This window comes from Nocardia sp. CA-107356 (assembly GCF_050946365.1).
Taxonomy (GTDB): domain Bacteria; phylum Actinomycetota; class Actinomycetes; order Mycobacteriales; family Mycobacteriaceae; genus Nocardia.
This window is the reverse complement of the sequence record NZ_CP191992.1, coordinates 1,443,295-1,459,728: the sequence shown is the minus strand read 5'-3', so window position 1 is coordinate 1,459,728 and position 16,434 is coordinate 1,443,295. Positions and strand designations below refer to the sequence as shown.

The 16,434-nt window shown below is 66.5% G+C and carries 18 protein-coding genes and 1 pseudogene; 10 read left to right on the top strand and 9 right to left on the bottom strand.

What is annotated here, in order from left to right; all coding sequences use genetic code 11:
* Positions 1–123 precede the first annotated feature (123 nt).
* Positions 124–1,272: a class I SAM-dependent methyltransferase gene (locus tag ACQP1G_RS06685; RefSeq protein ID WP_433199496.1), complete on the bottom strand. Its 1,149-nt coding sequence runs from the start codon at positions 1,270–1,272 to the stop codon at positions 124–126.
* Positions 1,273–1,400: 128 nt separating this feature from the next.
* Here ACQP1G_RS06685 and ACQP1G_RS06680 point away from each other — a divergent pair, with 128 nt between their 5' ends.
* The 4 genes from ACQP1G_RS06680 to ACQP1G_RS06665 all read left to right on the top strand — a co-directional run bounded on the left by ACQP1G_RS06680 (position 1,401) and on the right by ACQP1G_RS06665 (position 3,988).
* Positions 1,401–1,976 carry an AMIN-like domain-containing (lipo)protein gene (locus ACQP1G_RS06680; RefSeq protein WP_433199493.1) on the top strand — a complete coding sequence of 192 codons (576 nt, stop codon included), beginning with the start codon at positions 1,401–1,403 and terminating at the stop codon, positions 1,974–1,976.
* A gap of 63 nt (positions 1,977–2,039) precedes the next feature.
* A complete protein-coding gene (locus ACQP1G_RS06675) occupies positions 2,040–2,444 on the top strand; it encodes a DUF6153 family protein (protein ID WP_433199490.1) in 405 nt (134 codons plus the stop codon).
* Positions 2,445–2,520: 76 nt separating this feature from the next.
* Entirely contained in the window at positions 2,521–3,216 is a 696-nt protein-coding gene (locus ACQP1G_RS06670; protein ID WP_433199487.1) for a DUF305 domain-containing protein, read from the top strand.
* A gap of 229 nt (positions 3,217–3,445) precedes the next feature.
* Entirely contained in the window at positions 3,446–3,988 is a 543-nt protein-coding gene (locus tag ACQP1G_RS06665) for a hypothetical protein (protein ID WP_433199484.1), read from the top strand.
* A 237-nt stretch (positions 3,989–4,225) separates the two neighbouring features.
* Here the strand turns inward: ACQP1G_RS06665 and ACQP1G_RS06660 are convergent, their stop codons facing one another.
* Genes ACQP1G_RS06660 through ACQP1G_RS06650 form a run of 3 tightly spaced genes read right to left on the bottom strand, consistent with a single transcriptional unit; the run spans position 4,226 to position 5,907 of the window.
* Positions 4,226–4,558: a hypothetical protein gene (locus ACQP1G_RS06660; protein ID WP_433199481.1), complete on the bottom strand. Its 333-nt coding sequence runs from the start codon at positions 4,556–4,558 to the stop codon at positions 4,226–4,228.
* Positions 4,559–4,607: 49 nt separating this feature from the next.
* Positions 4,608–4,916 carry a hypothetical protein gene (locus tag ACQP1G_RS06655; protein WP_433199478.1) on the bottom strand — a complete coding sequence of 103 codons (309 nt, stop codon included), beginning with the start codon at positions 4,914–4,916 and terminating at the stop codon, positions 4,608–4,610.
* Positions 4,917–4,956: 40 nt separating this feature from the next.
* Positions 4,957–5,907, bottom strand: coding sequence for a GlxA family transcriptional regulator (locus ACQP1G_RS06650; protein ID WP_433199476.1), 951 nt, complete (start codon positions 5,905–5,907; stop codon positions 4,957–4,959).
* A 180-nt stretch (positions 5,908–6,087) separates the two neighbouring features.
* On the opposite strand from ACQP1G_RS06650, the pseudogene ACQP1G_RS06645 reads away from it, so the two are divergent.
* Together ACQP1G_RS06645 and ACQP1G_RS06640 are read left to right on the top strand one after the other, a co-directional pair.
* A pseudogene (locus tag ACQP1G_RS06645) lies at positions 6,088–6,234 on the top strand (DJ-1/PfpI family protein); the annotation flags it as partial.
* Positions 6,235–6,242: 8 nt separating this feature from the next.
* Positions 6,243–6,707 carry a hypothetical protein gene (locus tag ACQP1G_RS06640; RefSeq protein ID WP_433199473.1) on the top strand — a complete coding sequence of 155 codons (465 nt, stop codon included), beginning with the start codon at positions 6,243–6,245 and terminating at the stop codon, positions 6,705–6,707.
* Positions 6,708–6,722: 15 nt separating this feature from the next.
* On the opposite strand, the gene ACQP1G_RS06635 is transcribed toward ACQP1G_RS06640, so the two are convergent.
* A complete protein-coding gene (locus ACQP1G_RS06635; protein ID WP_433199470.1) occupies positions 6,723–6,962 on the bottom strand; it encodes a zinc-binding dehydrogenase in 240 nt (79 codons plus the stop codon).
* Between the two features lie 69 nt (positions 6,963–7,031).
* The gene (locus tag ACQP1G_RS06630) at positions 7,032–7,604 is read right to left on the bottom strand and encodes a TetR/AcrR family transcriptional regulator (protein WP_433199467.1); all 573 of its coding nucleotides are present in this window, start codon (positions 7,602–7,604) and stop codon (positions 7,032–7,034) included.
* Between the two features lie 75 nt (positions 7,605–7,679).
* Between ACQP1G_RS06630 and ACQP1G_RS06625 the strand changes: the two genes are divergently transcribed.
* Positions 7,680–9,443, top strand: a complete 1,764-nt coding sequence (locus ACQP1G_RS06625) for a hypothetical protein (RefSeq protein ID WP_433199464.1) — start codon at positions 7,680–7,682, stop codon at positions 9,441–9,443.
* A 25-nt stretch (positions 9,444–9,468) separates the two neighbouring features.
* On the opposite strand, the gene ACQP1G_RS06620 is transcribed toward ACQP1G_RS06625, so the two are convergent.
* Positions 9,469–9,819: a winged helix-turn-helix transcriptional regulator gene (locus ACQP1G_RS06620; protein ID WP_433199461.1), complete on the bottom strand. Its 351-nt coding sequence runs from the start codon at positions 9,817–9,819 to the stop codon at positions 9,469–9,471.
* A gap of 59 nt (positions 9,820–9,878) precedes the next feature.
* On the opposite strand from ACQP1G_RS06620, the gene ACQP1G_RS06615 reads away from it, so the two are divergent.
* A complete protein-coding gene (locus tag ACQP1G_RS06615) occupies positions 9,879–10,481 on the top strand; it encodes a carboxymuconolactone decarboxylase family protein (protein ID WP_433199458.1) in 603 nt (200 codons plus the stop codon).
* Here the strand turns inward: ACQP1G_RS06615 and ACQP1G_RS06610 are convergent.
* A complete protein-coding gene (locus ACQP1G_RS06610; protein WP_433199455.1) occupies positions 10,454–12,466 on the bottom strand; it encodes an ArnT family glycosyltransferase in 2,013 nt (670 codons plus the stop codon). The two genes, ACQP1G_RS06615 and ACQP1G_RS06610, sit on opposite strands and share 28 nt — an antisense overlap.
* A gap of 194 nt (positions 12,467–12,660) precedes the next feature.
* Here ACQP1G_RS06610 and ACQP1G_RS06605 point away from each other — a divergent pair, with 194 nt between their 5' ends.
* Complete coding sequence (locus ACQP1G_RS06605; RefSeq protein ID WP_433199452.1) at positions 12,661–13,962, top strand: serine hydrolase domain-containing protein; 1,302 nt, start codon at positions 12,661–12,663, stop codon at positions 13,960–13,962.
* Between the two features lie 6 nt (positions 13,963–13,968).
* Here the strand turns inward: ACQP1G_RS06605 and ACQP1G_RS06600 are convergent, their stop codons facing one another.
* A complete protein-coding gene (locus ACQP1G_RS06600; protein WP_433199449.1) occupies positions 13,969–15,177 on the bottom strand; it encodes a hypothetical protein in 1,209 nt (402 codons plus the stop codon).
* 270 nt (positions 15,178–15,447) lie between these two features.
* Here ACQP1G_RS06600 and ACQP1G_RS06595 point away from each other — a divergent pair, with 270 nt between their 5' ends.
* A complete protein-coding gene (locus ACQP1G_RS06595; protein WP_433199446.1) occupies positions 15,448–16,329 on the top strand; it encodes an esterase/lipase family protein in 882 nt (293 codons plus the stop codon).
* The last annotated feature ends 105 nt before the right edge of the window (positions 16,330–16,434 follow it).

Below are 16,434 nucleotides of genomic sequence, written 5' to 3'. Positions count from 1 at the left end.
TCGAAGATCGGTCCCGAGCCGTGTCTTTCGAGCCGGTCGCTCGATATCCAACTAGGTTGTCCAACGTGTATCGGCCCGCTCGAGTTCCCGAGCAACCCTTAGGTACGGACAAATCGGACTCTACTACCGCTGGACGTCGTGCAGCCCACGCACGGATCGCGTGACCGTGAATTTCCGATTGCGGCCGATCACCTCGGTCTGGCCGACCATGCGCTGAACCACGCCGCGATAGTTCAGATGTGAGTTGTACACCGTCCACAACTCACCGCCGGGCCGCAATACCCGGCCGGTCTCGGCGAACATCTTGATCGCCGATCCGGTGTGCACGGCCGCACCGACATGGAACGGCGGATTGCACAGCACCAGATCGGCGCTGTTGTCGGCGGCCGAGGACATGGCATCGTCACGCACCACCGTCACACGATCGGCGACCTGGTTGGCCTCGGCGGTCGCCCGCGCCGATGCCACCGCCGCCGCCGACTGATCGGTGCCGACGACGCGGATGCCGGGCCGCGCCTTGGCCAGTGCGACGGCCAGAATGCCGGTACCGCAACCGAGATCGATGGCGTCGCGGGCATCGGGTTTCATCCATTTGAAGTGCTGCAACAGGAATCGAGTTCCGATATCCAATGTCGCGCCGGAGAACGCGGCACCGTGCGCGACCACATCGATATCGATATCGTCGATCCGCTCGCGCACCGGAAATGGCGGCGCGGCAACGGGTTTCGGACCGCTCACCAAGAGCGTGCGCGACTTCTGCCGCCCCCGGCTCGCGCGCACCTGCGAGAACGATTCGGCCAGCACATCGTTCATGGATTTGGTCAGGTATTTATCGCGGCCGCCCGCGATAACCACCACCGCGGGGCCCGCGTAGCGGGCGATCGCATCGGCGACCTCGGTCAGTCCGGCGAGCATGCGCGGTAGTCGCAGCAAGACGACCTCGGCGTCGGCGAGCAACCCTTCGGAAAGCGGGTGTGCGGCATAGCGATCCGCGAGGCCGAGCATGCGGGCATTGTTGGCGAGCGCGAGTTCGCCGGTGAGCAGGTCCTGATGGACCCGGACATCGCGCAGGTCGTGCCCGGCGATCGCACCGAGAGTGAGCGCGCCGTAAGCGTCGCCGATCACGGCGATCCGGCCGCTGCCAGCGGCATTGATGGCGTCCGCGGCCACATCGAGGATCAGCCGGTCGGCGGCATCGACGGCGTAGAGGTTCAGCGCCTCCACATCCGGATACCGCCGCAGCCGGCCAAGTACGTCCTCGACATCTCCCACACCTCAAGTGTGCTAGATCGTTGCCGATACATCGCGGCCGACCCGCCCTATCCGCGACACCCCGGCGGCAAACACCGGGTCGGCGCAAATCCCGTGCAGCACGGTCGGCGGCCAATACCATCAGCCACATGCGTAACAGGATGGTGCTGATGATCGCCGCCGCGGCGATGGTGCTCGTTGGCTGCGGCGATGGCGGATCCAGCTCGAACACCACGACCGCGCCCACCACGACCGGCACATTCACCGACGCGCCGAACAGTGCGCCGCGCGATGCCCTGCCCAAGCGCGGGACCCCATCCCGTGACGCGGGCGTGACCGTGACCGGTATACGGATCGGACATCATCCCGGATTCGACCGCGTGGTCTACGAATTCGGCGGCGCCGGCACGCCCGGCTGGATCGTGCAGTACACCGAGCGGGCCATCCAGGACGGCAGCGGCAAAGTCGTCGATGTCGCGGGCGCCTCGATTCTGGAGGTCCAGATCACGGGTTCGGCCTATCCATTCGACAACGGTGTGACGCCGTACTCCGGTCCCGATCCCGCCACCGACCCCAGCGCACCCGCCATCGCGGGCGTCTACCGGACCAGTGTCTTCGAGGGCACCACCCAATCGTTCATCGGGGTGAATGCCGATCGCCCGGCCTTCGCGGTGAGCACGCTGACCGATCCCACCCGGCTGGTCATCGATATCGCGACCGCATAGCCGGTGTCTATACGGCCAGGGGGTATCGAGGGTCGACCGTCCGGCCCGTTCTAGAATGGCGGCGTGGTCGAACAGCACCTGCCTGCGCGCACCACCGGACTTGTCCGGGTGCTCGGTGTGCTGGTGCTGCTCGCGGGGATCGTGGCAATGCACGCTGGGGTTTTCGCGGTCGCGCCCGCGCATGGCGACCACCAGGGCACAACGACTATGGCCAAGCCCGCCGACAATGCCACCGCCGGATCGGACTGCACCGACGACGGTTGCGGCAACGCACATGGCGGCATGCACGCCTGCGTCTTCATCCTCACGGCCATGGCATTGGCCCTGATGCTCGTCCTGCTCTACTGGATCACCCTCGATCGACCGGGTGGCGGTGTGTCGACACCGCGCCAGTGGCGGCCGGTACGCGAACGCGCACCACCGTGGACCGTGCTGTCCCTGGCCGAATTGTCGATTCTGCGGATCTGACAGGCCCACCGCGCCCGCAATCACGGTCGCGGCTTCCGCCTGTCCGACATCCGGTCAATTCTTCAGGAGCACAGACATGTCCATCACCCGTAGCCGAATCACCCTTGCCATCGCCGCAACCAGCACCGCCGCAGCACTTTTCGCCGCTGGCTGTAGCGACAACGACTCCATGCCCGGCATGGATCACGCTTCCTCGTCGAGCTCGGCGACCTCCGGAAAGCCCGCCGCCCGAACCGATTTCAACGATGCCGACGTGACCTTCCTGCAGATGATGTACCCGCATCACGCGCAGGCGATCGAGATGGCGCGGCTGGTCCCGAGCCGCACGCAGAACGAGCAGGTGCGCGCGCTCGCCGCGGATATCGAGAAGGCGCAGGCGCCGGAAATGCAGCAGATCACCGAGCTGCTCGAGAGCTTCGGTAAGCCCGCGCCCAGCAGCACCGGACACAATATGGAGATGCCGGGCATGACCAGCACGATGAATATGCCCGGCATGACCACAATGCCCGGCATGACGACGGTGCCCAGCACCTCGAGCATGCCGGGAATGATGTCGAACGAGCAGATGAACGCGCTGGCAGCGGCCTCAGGAGCCGATTTCGACCGGCAGTGGATGGAGCTGATGATCGAGCACCACACCGGCGCGATCGCCATGGCGAATACCGAACTCGCCAACGGCGTCGATCCGGATGCGAAGGCACTCGCCAGCGCCATCCGCACCGCCCAGCAGGCCGAAATCAGCACCATGCGCGGCCTGCTCGGCCAGCGCTGACCCATCGCCACCGGGCGCACCGGGACCAGCGCGGTCCCGATGCGCTCGGTGCTGCCCTCCTGCCGCCTCCAGCCTGACCTGCATCTTCAGGCCCGCTGGATATCGGTTGGTCATCGATCTGGGTCCGGTCGGCTGACGTCGACGGTCGCGAACAAGTACGGTCGTTACGTCCGGCCTCCTTCGCGCCTCCAGCGGCCGGGTGTTCGGAGGGGAGAGAGGGGAAACCGACATGCGACGTCTAGAACGTGCGGGCCTCGTCGCCGCCGCGGCCGCGACCGCGGCCGGCGTCCTGACCATCGGCGCGTGCTCGAAGCAGATCACCGGCAGCGCACAGGTCAACCAGACCGAACTCGCCGCATACACCTCCGAGGTCACGGCATCGTCGGTGGCCGCATCCTCCTCGCGCGCGGCGGCGGCCGAACGGGCCACCGGTACCGCGTGCGATACCTTCACCACCGCGAACAGCAGCTCGATCAGTAGCTTCAACGACTACATCGACGCGAGCAATGGCAAGGGCATCAACGACCCGGTGACCAATGCCAAGGCCAATGACGCCGTTACGGCGCTGCGCAATAACGCGCGCACCATTGATTCGAAGGTGACCTCCGAGGTGCCGTTGACCGTCGCGACCCCGCTGCGCAGCTACCGCGACGACACCAACGCACTCGCCGACACCCTCGATCGGCGCGCGCCGACCGATACCCTCAATGCCGCGATCGATAAGTTCAACGCCACCAAGAACATTGCCGAGGACGCCTGTAAAGGCCACTGACCCAGCTCATTTCGGCGACACAGCTCATATCGCGTTCTTCTCGGCGCGCACCGAGAAGTCTTCGAGCAGTTCGTTGAACGCAGCGCCGGTATCGGGCGGGCGGTATCGAATCGCTGCTGACCGGCAATGCATCCGCGGCCGCCCGACGCGACGTTGCGGTGCTGAGCGCGGAAATCCGGCAGATGCCAACGGCGGCAGCGGTTGCCGAGGAACTGGTGGTCGAATACCGAGGGTGAATCAGGCGCCCGGCGGGACGATCGGCTGCTGGGACGATGGCTGCTGCGGCCCGCGTGGCTGCGGGCGACGGCCACGACGTTCGAACAGGACGAGCGCCACGCCGCTGAGCGATGCGATGATGGCGACGAGCGCGAAGATGTATGCCGCGCCGGGGAAGCCGACCACCCCGATGGCCGCGGCGGCGATCGCGACGAGTCCGCCGATGATCAGTAGGACGAATCCGGGCCAATTTCTGGCGTCCGCCAACGTAATTCCGGGCTGCGGCTCATTTGCGCGAGCGATATCCGGAGCGTCGTCGAGCGGGGGAATTTCCCACGGCCCTTCCGCTGTCATGGTGGTACCTCACATTTCGGTCTCAGGCTGGGTGCTCGATGCCTGATATCTATGGGGATGCCCCCAGCGCGCCGATCCGAAACAGCCAGGTCGGATACGTCCCGGTGCGAGTGAGGATGCGCGCGAGCACGCGGGTGAGCCCGTCGGCCGGATCGGACGGCGTGGTCTGCGCACGCCAGGCGATGATCTGATCGGGTCGCACGAGCAGAACGCCCTGCTCGGGAATTCCGACCTGCCGCAACCAGTCCGGCGCATCGATCACCATGGCCTGCAGGGGGTACGAGCAGACGATCGGCAACACTGTGCGCAGCCCGCAGCCACGGCGCACCGTTCGTCCGGCCCATTGTTGCCAGACCATCGCGGTCCGGCTGGAACTGCCGGTTCGCGAGTCGATTCCGTCAGCGGGCCAGGCTCTGGAAGGCGGTGCGGTAGGCGTGCGGACTGGTGCCGACAACTCGTTTGAAACGGTCGCGGAAGGCGGTGGGGGAACCGAATCCGACCCGGGTGGCAATGCGATCGACCGGATGGTTGGTGGCTTCGAGCAGGTATTGGGCCTGACGGATGCGGGCTCGGTGCAGCCACTGCAACGGGGTGGTGCCCGTCTGTTCGCGGAAGCGTCGGTTGAGAGTGCGTTGGCTCATACCGGCATGCGCCGCAACATTTTCCAGGGTGAGGGACTTCGCGGCATTCTCTTCGAGCCAGCGCAGCAGCGGTTCCATCGACGCGCCCTGCGGCGTCGGCGGCTGGTCGTGCACGATGAACTGGGCCTGTCCCCCTTCGCGCTCCAGCGGCATCACCGCCAGGCGGGCCGCATCGGCGGCCACCGCCGAACCGTGATCACGGCGAATCATGTGCAGGCACAGGTCGATTCCGGCGGCGGCGCCCGCCGAGGTGAGGAACTGACCGTTATCGACGTAGAGCACGTCGGGGTCGACATCGATCGCCGGGTAGCGGTCGGCGAGCGTGGGTGCGGCCAGCCAGTGTGTGGTGGCGCGCAAACCGTCGAGCAGTCCGGTGGCGGCGAGGGTGAACGCGCCGACGCAGATCGAGGCGATGCGGGTGCCGTTCGCCGCGGCCGCGCGCAGCGCGTCGACAACATCGGTAGGTACCGGCGCGGTGGGGTCCGAGCAGCCGGGTACGACGATCGTGTCGGCCTCGGCCAGTGCCTCCAGCCCCCAGCGGGCCCGGATGGTGAACAGTTCGGTCTCGACAGTCGGTGTGGCGGCGCAGACGCGGACCCGGTAGGCCGGACGGCCGTCGGGCAGTCGACAGCGGGTGAAGGATTCGATCGGCGTGGACAGGTCGAAGGGCAGGACCTGGTCCACTGCGAGGACGGCCACGGTGTGCATGCCGATACCCTAGGCGATCAGCGGATTCCCGCCAAGCGGTCTGACCTGGACAGATTGATCGAATGTGCATTTCAGCCGTATTGGCGAGAATCCGTTGCTATATGGCAATTCCGCCAGTTCCCGCACCGCTTCTCGATCACTAGCGTCGGCAGCACCGACAACGAGAAGGAGCTGATCCGGGTGCTCGCCCAGTTCGTACTATTCGACGGATTCGACCCGCTGGATGTCATCGCGCCGTTCGAGGTGCTCGACGCCGCACATCTGGTGACCGACGGCGGACCGACCGCCGAATTGGTCTCCGCCGAGGGCGCGCGCCGGGTGCCGAGCTTCCAGCCGTGACGAAACTTCTACTCTCCCTGCATGTTCTGGCCGCGATCATTGCCATCGGCCCGGTGACGGTGGCCGCCAGTATGTTTCCGGCCACCGTTCGCCGAGCGCTCACCACCCCGACCGACCAACACCACCTGGCCACCGCCCGCACCCTGCACCGCATCTGCCGTGTCTATGCCGCCATCGGCCTCGCGGTCCCGGTCTTCGGTCTGGCCACCGCGGCGAGCCTCGGTGTCCTGACCGATATCTGGCTCACCGTCTCCATCGCCTTGACCGGGATCGCCGCCGGAATCCTCGCCCTGGTGATCCTTCCCGATCAAACTCGCATCCTCGCCGCCCTGTCCGGCACGACACCCCAGCCCGCCCCCGCCCCCGCCCAACTGGCCATGTTCACCGGCATCTTCAACCTTCTCTGGGCCGTGGTCACCGTGCTGATGATCGTCCGACCCGGCTCGACGACAGGGGCATGAGCCGGGGTGGCGGGGTCACGGGATGAGGACAACCTTGCCGGTGACGGTTCCGGTTTCGGTTTCGGATTCGGCGAGTTCCATCGCACCGGCGGCCTCGGCCAGCGGGATACGCGCAGCCACCAGCGCGCGCAGGATTCCGGCCGCGGCCAGGTCGAATACCGCGGTGAGATCCGCGGCGATCTCGGCGCGGAATCGGGCTCGATTGCGCTTTCCCGCCCAGAGGTTGAAGAAGTGCGCATTCCGCTTGTTGGGCAACAGGTTCCACCAGATCAGGCGCCCACCAGTGCGAGCACCGGGAAGCGCGAGTTGCCGGGATCGCCTTCCTCAGCGCTTCGGATCGACGTGACGGATACCTGCGCTCAGCATTCGTGCCCAATCGCTGTCGAGACTGTCCAGTCCGAGCGTGGTGATCAGATGGCAGAGTTGGCCGTAGGCGATGAAACGCTGCACCGCATCATCGGCGGCGCCGGATCGCGTCTTCGCGAAGGTCGTCACACGCTCTAGCCCGCGCCGCACGGCCTCGGCGACCTCCGGAATGTCGACCGCCGATTGCGCGTGCACCTGCAGTAACAACAGGTTTCGATCGGCGATCAGCTCCGCGTACGCCGCGCCCATCTCGTACAGGATCGCGTCGGGTGCGGCACCGTCGACCCGGGCCGCACCCGCCGATAACGCCGCCTCCACCAGCTCGTAGCACCGATCCAGCGCCGCGACGAACAGTGCGACCTTGCCGGGAAAGAGCTTGAACACATAGGCGGGCGAGATGTTCGCCCGCGCCGCAACGGTATTGATCGGTGTGCCGTGATATCCAGCCTGTGCGAATTCAGCGATCGCGGCATCGACCACCGCTTCGCGCCGGATCTCCGACGTAGAAAGTGTGATACCGCGTCTGCTCATGTGAGTGACTATACACTCACTGTTCGGTGCGCTGTCAACCCCGAGATTGTCGGACCCCGCCGCTACCGTATGCCCATGGCGGATACCGAGCGCGCGGTGCGGCATGGGCAGTTGCTCACCGGTCTGCTGCGTGCGGATGCGCGGCCGTCCGAGATCCGTTGGCAGCTGGTGGAACTCGCACAGCTGCAGGCCAGCGTCGCGGAATGTGCCGGGCGGGTGGAGTTCTACTCGCGGATGTTGGCCGAAGGGCGCTCTACCGCCGCCGCGCATGCGCAGAGCGTGCTTGCCGAATTGCATTCGGAGGGAGCGCTCGCGAGCGAGGACGTGGTTTCGCTCTCGCGAGCGGTACTCGCGCGCACCGAGAAGAAACTGGTGCGCACACAGTTGAGCTGGTTGGAGCGGGCGGTTCGGGGTGCGCCGGGGTGTGCTTCAGCGGCGGCGCGAGTGCTGGCGGAAGCCATCGAGACGACCGCGGATATCGCGCTGCGCGAGCGGATGGCGCGGATCATCACCCGGCAGCTGCGGGCGGCGGACGAGCGGACGCGGGCGGAGTTGGCGAACGCGGCGCGGGTGTGGGAGATCGAGGAGCGCTTTCCGCTGCCGCCGCGGGCTCCGCTCGTTCGAATCACGGTCGCGGACACGGCTGTGGAGATGGTGGAGTTGTACCGCCGGGTGACCGCGCGACATCACGACGGCTGGTCACTGGATGAGCGCTTCCTCGATGGCATCATCCGTTTCACCTACCGGGATCGTGACTCGTTGTCGGCGGCTCTCGGCCCGCTCGTCGACCACGAAGTTCCTGTGGCGCAACAGGATCCGTCGTGGTGGCAGCGACAACAGCAGCGTCGATGGTGCAATAGGCAGCCGTGGTCGATGCGTACCCTCACCGCGATCGCCACGGGCGCACTGCGGTATCCGCCGCGCGGGTCTACCCGCTCCACGCCACTGGCCGACCGCATGGCCGAGTGGGGCACCCTGGTGCTGGAAGGTGCTGTGCTACCGCCGTTCTCGCTGGCCACACCCACTTTCGACAATGGCGCGATCGATGCCGCCGAACTCGTCGGACGGCTCGGCGAATACGCCGAGTTGGGCCTGCGGCCCGGTCCGATCGACTTCGCCCAAGCGCTGGTGCGGGTCGCGCCGACATCGCGACCCGAGGTGTTGTTGATGGCCGACGCACTGCGGTCACCCGAGGGGGCACGCCTGGCCGCTTGGCTGCGCAGTGGTCACTCCGGGGTGGAGATCGACGCGTTCCCGAAGTACCTGAGCGCGGCGTTGCGTGGCCCGCCGCCGAATGAGCGCTGGTACTCCAGCCCGCTGCCCGAAGACCAGCTACCCATCCCGGAGATGCAGGCCGCGTGGCTGGCAGCGGTGGACCGAGATCGGTTGCCGCGCATCGTGAATCTGCCCGGCACCAAGGGGCCGCAGGTGCATCGGGCGGTCATGAACGCACTCGTGAGCGAGGACGACCGCGACCGCACCGTGGGCGTCGACGCACTGGTCGTCCTAGCTGGCGCCGACGAACTCCGACCGGATCTGCTGGCGCGGGCGATACCCGTTCGCGCACCCGCCGGACGACTCGCGAGTTCCCTGCGCGATACCCGACGCGCGCTGGGCGCACACCGCACCTGGCCCCTGCTCGCGGCCATCCTGCCCGTGCTGTTCGCGAGCAACCCGACGCCCGGCCTACCCGACCTGGTGGCGGTTGCGGCCGACTGCGCCCGTAAATCGGGCACCCGCGCTGACGTACCCGGGCTCGATATGGTGCTGCAGCGCGGCGGTTCCAGCCGATTGGCCGGGGCGGCCCGCGCACTGTTGGTCGCCTTGTCGAGCAGTTGACAGCGGCGTAGGTCCCGACAAGCGCCTAAGCGCGGTCGGCCCAACGCTCGACCCAAACCTGTAGTGGCCCGAGCGCCGCGACGAGTTCAAGGCCGTCGGCGGTGAGGCGGTACCCCTGCGAATCCGTGTCGACGATCGCCACCTCGCGCAACTCGCGCAGCCGATCGTTCAGGACGCTGGCCGACACCCCGCCGGTCAGACTCTGCAATTCACGGAAGGTAACGCTGGTTCCGTCACGCAACTCCCACAGCACCCGCAGCGTCCAGCGACGTCCGAGGAGATCCAGCAGCGCCATGATCGGGCGGCCGGTGTGTGATCCCCGGACGGGTTTCCCGACCACCGGCATATTGTCCGCTTCGGATTCCGAAGCTACCATCGAGACCGTCCTTGCTCTGTTTTTCGAAGCACGAAGGCCAGTCTAACGAGGTTTGATCAATGACCACTGAATCCACACCCCGAATCGCCCCGCTGCGCCCGCCCTACGCCCCCGATATCGACGCGCAACTGAAGAAGTGGATGCCGCCGCAAGCCGCGGTCGAGCCGCTCGTGCTGTTCCGCACGCTGGCAGTGCACGATGAACTCTTCGCGCGCATGCGTCCACTCGGCGCGGGAATTCTCGGCCACGGCCGCGTGCCGCCGCGCGAGCGCGAGATCGTCATCCATCGCACCTGCGCCCGGGCGGGCGCCGAGTACGAATGGGGCGTGCACGCTGTGGTCCAGGGTCCGCAGGTCGGCCTGACCGCCGCCCAAATCGACGCAGCCGCGGTCGGTCCGGCCGACGATCCGGCGTGGACCGCCGCGGACAGCGTGCTGGTGCGCATGGCCGACGAACTCCACGACACCGGGGATATCTCCGATGCTGTCTGGACCCGGCTGACCGAACGCTACGCCGACGACCAAATCCTGGAACTGATCATCATCGCGGGCTGGTATCGCTTGCTCAGCACCGTGATCAACAGTGCCCGTATCGAATTCGAACCCTGGGCCCGGCACTTTCCGGCGCGAAGCCGTCAGTGTGGCGATACCGTCAGGTCGTAGACCGCGATATTGCCGATGTGCACCGCTTGATAGTGCTCGGCCACCCAGTCGCCGATGTCCTTGTGGCCGATCGGCCGCCACAGCTCATCGTTGGGCGCCGCAGCCGGGGCGTCGCCTTGATCGGGAACCCGCCAGGAATCGGGCAGCTTCACTTCCTGCGCAAGGTAATAGGTGACCTGATGGCTGCGCACCAGTTCCTGGAACTGACCGAGTGTCGGCACCGGATCTTCGGAGGTGAAGCCGCCGATCGCGATAATCGGTGTGCGACTGGCCAATTCGAGGGTGGCCGCAGTCGACGAGCGGTCAACGGCGGCCGACCAGCGCGTCGTCGTATCGCTGAGCATGCTCACCACTTGCGGCTCCGCGAAATCGCCGCCCATGAACCGGCGCATCTGCGATTGGGCTGCATTTGCCGGGCCTGGCTTCTGCTTGCGAGCCGGGCCTACCGTCGGACCGCCGCCGGTATGCGACTGCGGCAGCGTCACCACCGCATACGCCGTCGACCCACCGAGACCGGCTAGCACACCCGCGATCACCAGCACCGAGGTCACCCAGTCGCGCATCCGGCGCCGCCCGGCCGCCGGAACCGATGCCACGAGCAGACCGACCGCCGCGAGCACTGATATCACGAGGATGGTCCACCGCAGCCAGGGCTGCCAGTCCGAGTTGCGCTGCAGGACAACGAATGCCCATACCCCTGCGGTCAGAATGAGTGCGGCGGAGCCGATTCGGCCGAAGACGCCGTCGCGGCGACGCCACATTTCGTGCACACCGAGTGCGAACATTCCGGCCACGGCGGGTCCGATCGCCAGGGTGTAGTACGCATGCATGCCGCCCTTCATGGTCGAGAAGGCGACGCCGTCGATGATCAGCCACAACCCGAAGGTCAATGCCGCACCACGCACCAGATCGGTGCGCGGCGCACGCCACCGTGACGCCAGCACCAATCCGAAGGCGAGGATCGCCGCGGGCAGCAGCCAGGAGATCTCATAGCCGATTTCGCCGGTGAACAACCGGTCCGGTCCCGAGCCGAAGCCGCCGAAGCCCTGTCCCGGTCCGGCATTGTGCGGCATTTCGTAGCCGGGTGGCAGCTCGAAGCGGTTGCCGCCCTTATGGTTGCGGCCGAGGAAGCGCGCGAACCCGTTGTAGCCGAGCACCAGATCCATGAAGGTGTTGTTCGTCGACCCGGCCAGATAGGGCCGCGAGGATTCCGGCCACAGGATGGTCAGCACCACGAACCAGCCGGACGAGACGATCAGCGCTCCCGCCGCGGCCAGCAGGTGCAGCAGGCGCGTCCGCAGTGCGGTGGGCGCGACGACCAGATACGCGATGCCCAACGCGGGCAATACCATCAAGCCCTCGAGCATCTTGGCCAGGAATGCGAACCCGAGCGCCACGCCGGCCAGCATCAACCAGCGCACGCCGGCATGCCGCAGTGCGCGGATCGTGCAGTACGCACCGGCCGTCATCAGCAGCACCATCACCGCGTCCGGATTATTGAACCGGAACATCAACGCGACCACCGGCGTCACCGCGAAGACGGCACCGGCGAGCAGCCCCGCGCCGCGGCTCGCGGTCGCCCGGGTCACCGCCCCGTACATCAGTGCCACCGTCGCGACCGCCATCAGCGCCTGCGGTATGAGCATGCTCGCGCTGCTGAAGCCGAAGAGTTGACCGGAAAGCCCCATCACCCATTGCGATACCGGCGGTTTGTCGACCGTGATGAAGTTCCCGGGATCCAGCGAGCCGAAGAGCAGCGCCTTCCAGTCCCGCGAGCCCGACCAGGCCGCGGCGGCGTAGAAGCCGTTGCCCATGGCATTGACGGTGATATTCCACAGATACGCCGCCGCCGTCCCGATCAGCAGGACGACCAAGCCGATGCGCTCCCACCGGCGTATGGGTGGCAACGCCGTCGCGGCGACGGGCGGGGTCGGGTCGGGCGGGGTCGTCTCAGGCAGGGACGCCGGGGCACTGGTCACTGTCACCCGAGGAGTATCACAGCCGTTCTGGTGGACCGCCTTGGCATTTGCTGTCAGTCCGCTGTGAGCCTGCCCCTAACCCCTGTGACCATGGGATTTGGGGCGTTCGACGCCGTAACAGGGGGCGATACGACTCGATCTCACCACTGAAGCCGTGGTGTGTGGAGGGTTGAATGCGTCGTTGTTCGAAAAGTGTTGTGGTGTCGGCGATCACCATGGCCGTAGTGCTGTTGACGGGTCTTTCGGGTGCGCTCGCCCACGCCACGCCACCGGAGTTGAAGCATTGTGAACTCACCGATGGACGCACGCCGCACATCGCGACACCGGAAGAGGTCGGCCTCGATTCGACGGCGCTGCGGGCGGCCATCGGATTCGCCTCGGATCCGACGCGGCGCAATATCCAGGTGTTCCGCAATAACTGTCTGATCGCGACCGGACCGAACAACGCGCAGACCGGCGGTGTGCCGTGGAATCTGTGGAGTGCGACGAAGAGCGTGGTCTCGCTGGTCACCGGCATCGCCGTCGACGAGGGCCGACTGCGGATCGATGATCCGATCGACGTCTATCTACCGCCTGGCATCGGCGACGCCGAGCACCGCGCGATAACCCTGCGCAATCTGCTCACCGAATCCTCGGGGCTAGAGGTCTCCGTACTCGCCGAGGGGATCACGGGGCTGGCCCAACTCGATCCGAATGTGGTGGCACAGGCCATGGCGCGACCGGTCGAGCATCCGCAGGGCACGGTCTGGCGCTACAGCCAGCGCGCCGTCGATCTGCTCGCCTATGTCGTGCAGCAGGCCGTCGGCGTCGACTTCCAGGAGTATGCGCAGCGAAAACTGTTCGACCCGTTGGGCATCCGGAACACCGACTACTACTGGGGCCGAGACCGCAGCGGAAATACCTATGGCTACGCCCATCTCGTGCTGCCGCCCGACGATTTCGTCAAGCTCGGACTGCTGGTCGCCAATCGCGGGAATTGGCATGGTATCCAAGTCATTTCGACCGACTACCTCCAGCAGGCCAGTCGACCGTCGCAGACCAGCCCGTGCTACGGCTTCCTTTTCGTCGTCAACGGACCCGACTGCACCGCCGAATTCCCCGGCCTGCCAGCCGATGCCGTCAAGATGTCGGGCATGATGCGCCAGGACAGCTACATCGTGCCGAGCCTGGACCTGGTGGTCAGCTGGACCGGTGTCACGGTCCCCGGCGGTGGGGTGAGCTTCCAGAATGACGCGCTGCGGGCCATCAACGCGGCCTTCCGCGAACCGCGACTGCCCGATCCCGGACCGTATGTGCCGCAGGAGGGCGTCAGCCTGGACGATCCGATGATCACCAACCCCGATGCCGTCCTCGACGCACTCGGTATCGGCCCCAAAGCCTATCCGGGCTGCGGTCCGCTCCTCTGCCTCGGCAAGAAACCGGCCGCGCCGTTCGCGGACTGGCCGCCCGGTTGCGTCATCGTCGGCTGCGTCGGCCCCGCCCCGACTCCCGGCATTCGCTGAACCTGTTCAGGCGGCCGGAATTTCGCGTTGGAACCAGTCGAGGATTTGCGGAAGTGCGACGCGGGCGGTAGCGGAATGGTCGATATCGCCGAGGTCGGTGAGGGTGGCGCGGTCGGTGCGCATGGCTTGCCGGCAGTGTTCGGCGTTGGCGTAGAGCACATTTCGGTCGCCGCTGGCGGCGTAGAGGTGGACCGGCACGCGTGGGGTCCAGTCGCAGGTGCCGTCGCTGGCGGCCACCGCCGATTGCGAGGTTCCGGTCGGATGTTGGGCCTGGGCCAGGAATGTCGGTGTCAGTAGCAGTTCCGGGCGCACGGGCAATGCGGTGCCGATAGTGATCTCGTTCTGTTGTCCGTCGAACAGTTGCTCGATGCGCTCGGCGATGGGTTCGGAGAATGCGTCGGCGGGTCGGTCGTAGAGGTGGTAGATCCGGTTCATCGAGGTGATCCAGTAGGCGAGGTAGAAGACAGCGATCGCCGGAGTGACCCGGCCCTCGATGGCGCCGGGCGTCTCGACCTGCTGTACGTCGTAGGGCCCGCTGATCGGTGCCAGCGCGGCCAGGCCGAAGCCGGGGGCGTCACCGGCCTGTAGCGCCTTGCCCAATGCCGTCGCGGCCTGCCCGCCCTGGGAGAAGCCGGTGACGAGAATGTCCGGGTCCAGGTCGTGCTGCCGTTCGGCGGCCATGGTGCGGGCGGCGCGCAACAGGTCGACCGAGGCGCTGACCTCCGAGGGTGCGTGCGTGTAGGGATGGAAGCCGGGGCCTTCGCCGAGACCGAGGTAGTCCGGCGCGACGGCCGCATAGCCCGCCGCGGCGAACATGATGGTGCGGGCCCGATCAGAGCGGGTGCCGTTCACCGAGGGCGCGTCGGACTTCAGCACCAGCGTGCCGTGCTCGTAGGTGACGACGCGCAGCCGCCGGGAATCGGTGCGCGGCAAGACGATGAGTCCGCTCGCCGTTGTCGGGCCGCCCTCCGCAGTGATCGTGCGATAGACGACGCGATAGGCATCGACGCCATTGCGCGCCGGAGCGCCGATATTCGCAGTGCCCAGATACGCCGTGGTCTGTTCCGTCGACAACTGCTCGACCGGGGTGGTGGAGACCACGTCGCCGCGCGGTACCGCCGGGGCGGGTGTGTTATCGGAACCGCAGGCGGTCACCACCGAAAGCAGCAGTGCCGCAACGAACACTGCGATGGCCGAACGCGGTGTGCTGAGCATGACTTCGGGCTCCTCTCGAACGGCCACCCGGACCGGCGGACAGCGACGCTGTCCTCCATCGTGGCACTCCGGGGACGCGGTTCGCGCGACACGCCATCACATCGGACATGTTTGCCATATATTCGCTGTCATGTTATGAACCAGTCGATCGACCGCCCTTTCGGCCCGATCACCGAGCCGATGGCGGGTTTCGTTTGCAGGTCCTTATGTGTGAGCGAAGGGAGCGTTGCGCTGTTCGCGAAGAGTTCGCCCGTTCGAAAGTCGGTTATCGTGCCCGCTCTTCTCATCGGCGCGGTGTTCGGCGTGATCGCTCCGGCGCACGCCGACGATGGCCCCCCGGATGGCAGCACGCCACCGGCCGGGGCCAACGATTGGGAGTGCCGACCGTCGGCGGCGCATCCGCAACCCGTAGTCCTGGTCCACGGCACCTGGGGTAATCAGAATTCCTGGGACGTGCTCGCACCGGAGCTGAAAGCGCAAGGCTACTGCATATTTTCGCTCGACTACGGCCGCGCGGCATCCAGTGTCCGAGGTGCGGAACCGGGCGTGTACGGCACCGCGGACATTCGCAATTCGGCCAAGGAAGTCGGGAGATTCGTCGACTTGGTGCGCGAGGCGACCGGTGTGCCGAAGGTGGATATCGTCGCGCATTCACAGGGCGGTCCGCTGGTCCGGCAATTCCTGCGCTTCGAGGGTGGCGCGAACTATCGCGATCCAGCGGAGAACAAGGTGGACCATCTGATCACCATCGCGGCGACCAATCACGGCACCACCGCGGAGGGACTCGGTTATCTGCTGCCGACCGGCAGCGCACAGGCGCCCATCCTCGGCCTCGTCGCCAAATATCTCGGCACGGCCGCGCTGCAACAACTGATCGACAGTGAATTCCTGCGCAGTCTCAATGCCGGGGGCGATACCGAGCCGGGTGTCGAATACACGGTGATCGCCAGCCGTCTCGATCGGGTCGTCACCCCGCCCGAGGCCACCTTTCTCACCCCCGGTTTCGGCGCCACGGTCGACAATATCTGGGTGCAGGATCTGTGCCCCGACGATGACTTCAACCATGGCGCGCTCCCGGAATCGCCCACTGTCGGCTATGTCGTGCAGAAAGCACTGGATCCGTCCTATATCGGACTCCCCTGCCATAGCTGACGTGCACGGATTGCCGTCGCCGACGCAGTTGCGTTAACGCTGTTATCGTCGATAGCGCCCCTGGCGCCGGTGGTGGGACCGCGTGCCGCACCGTTCCACGCGAGA

Excerpts from the sequence above, each read along its gene's own strand:
- ACQP1G_RS06680 (WP_433199493.1), top strand. The coding sequence starts at position 1,401 with ATGCGTAACAGGATGGTGCTGATGATCGCCGCCGCGGCGATGGTGCTC.
- ACQP1G_RS06670 (WP_433199487.1), top strand. The coding sequence starts at position 2,521 with ATGTCCATCACCCGTAGCCGAATCACCCTTGCCATCGCCGCAACCAGC.
- ACQP1G_RS06665 (WP_433199484.1), top strand. The coding sequence starts at position 3,446 with ATGCGACGTCTAGAACGTGCGGGCCTCGTCGCCGCCGCGGCCGCGACC.
- ACQP1G_RS06660 (WP_433199481.1), bottom strand. The coding sequence starts at position 4,558 with ATGACAGCGGAAGGGCCGTGGGAAATTCCCCCGCTCGACGACGCTCCG.
- ACQP1G_RS06655 (WP_433199478.1), bottom strand. The coding sequence starts at position 4,916 with ATGGTCTGGCAACAATGGGCCGGACGAACGGTGCGCCGTGGCTGCGGG.
- ACQP1G_RS06650 (WP_433199476.1), bottom strand. The coding sequence starts at position 5,907 with ATGCACACCGTGGCCGTCCTCGCAGTGGACCAGGTCCTGCCCTTCGAC.
- ACQP1G_RS06630 (WP_433199467.1), bottom strand. The coding sequence starts at position 7,604 with ATGAGCAGACGCGGTATCACACTTTCTACGTCGGAGATCCGGCGCGAA.
- ACQP1G_RS06625 (WP_433199464.1), top strand. The coding sequence starts at position 7,680 with ATGGCGGATACCGAGCGCGCGGTGCGGCATGGGCAGTTGCTCACCGGT.
- ACQP1G_RS06620 (WP_433199461.1), bottom strand. The coding sequence starts at position 9,819 with ATGGTAGCTTCGGAATCCGAAGCGGACAATATGCCGGTGGTCGGGAAA.
- ACQP1G_RS06615 (WP_433199458.1), top strand. The coding sequence starts at position 9,879 with ATGACCACTGAATCCACACCCCGAATCGCCCCGCTGCGCCCGCCCTAC.
- ACQP1G_RS06600 (WP_433199449.1), bottom strand. The coding sequence starts at position 15,177 with ATGCTCAGCACACCGCGTTCGGCCATCGCAGTGTTCGTTGCGGCACTG.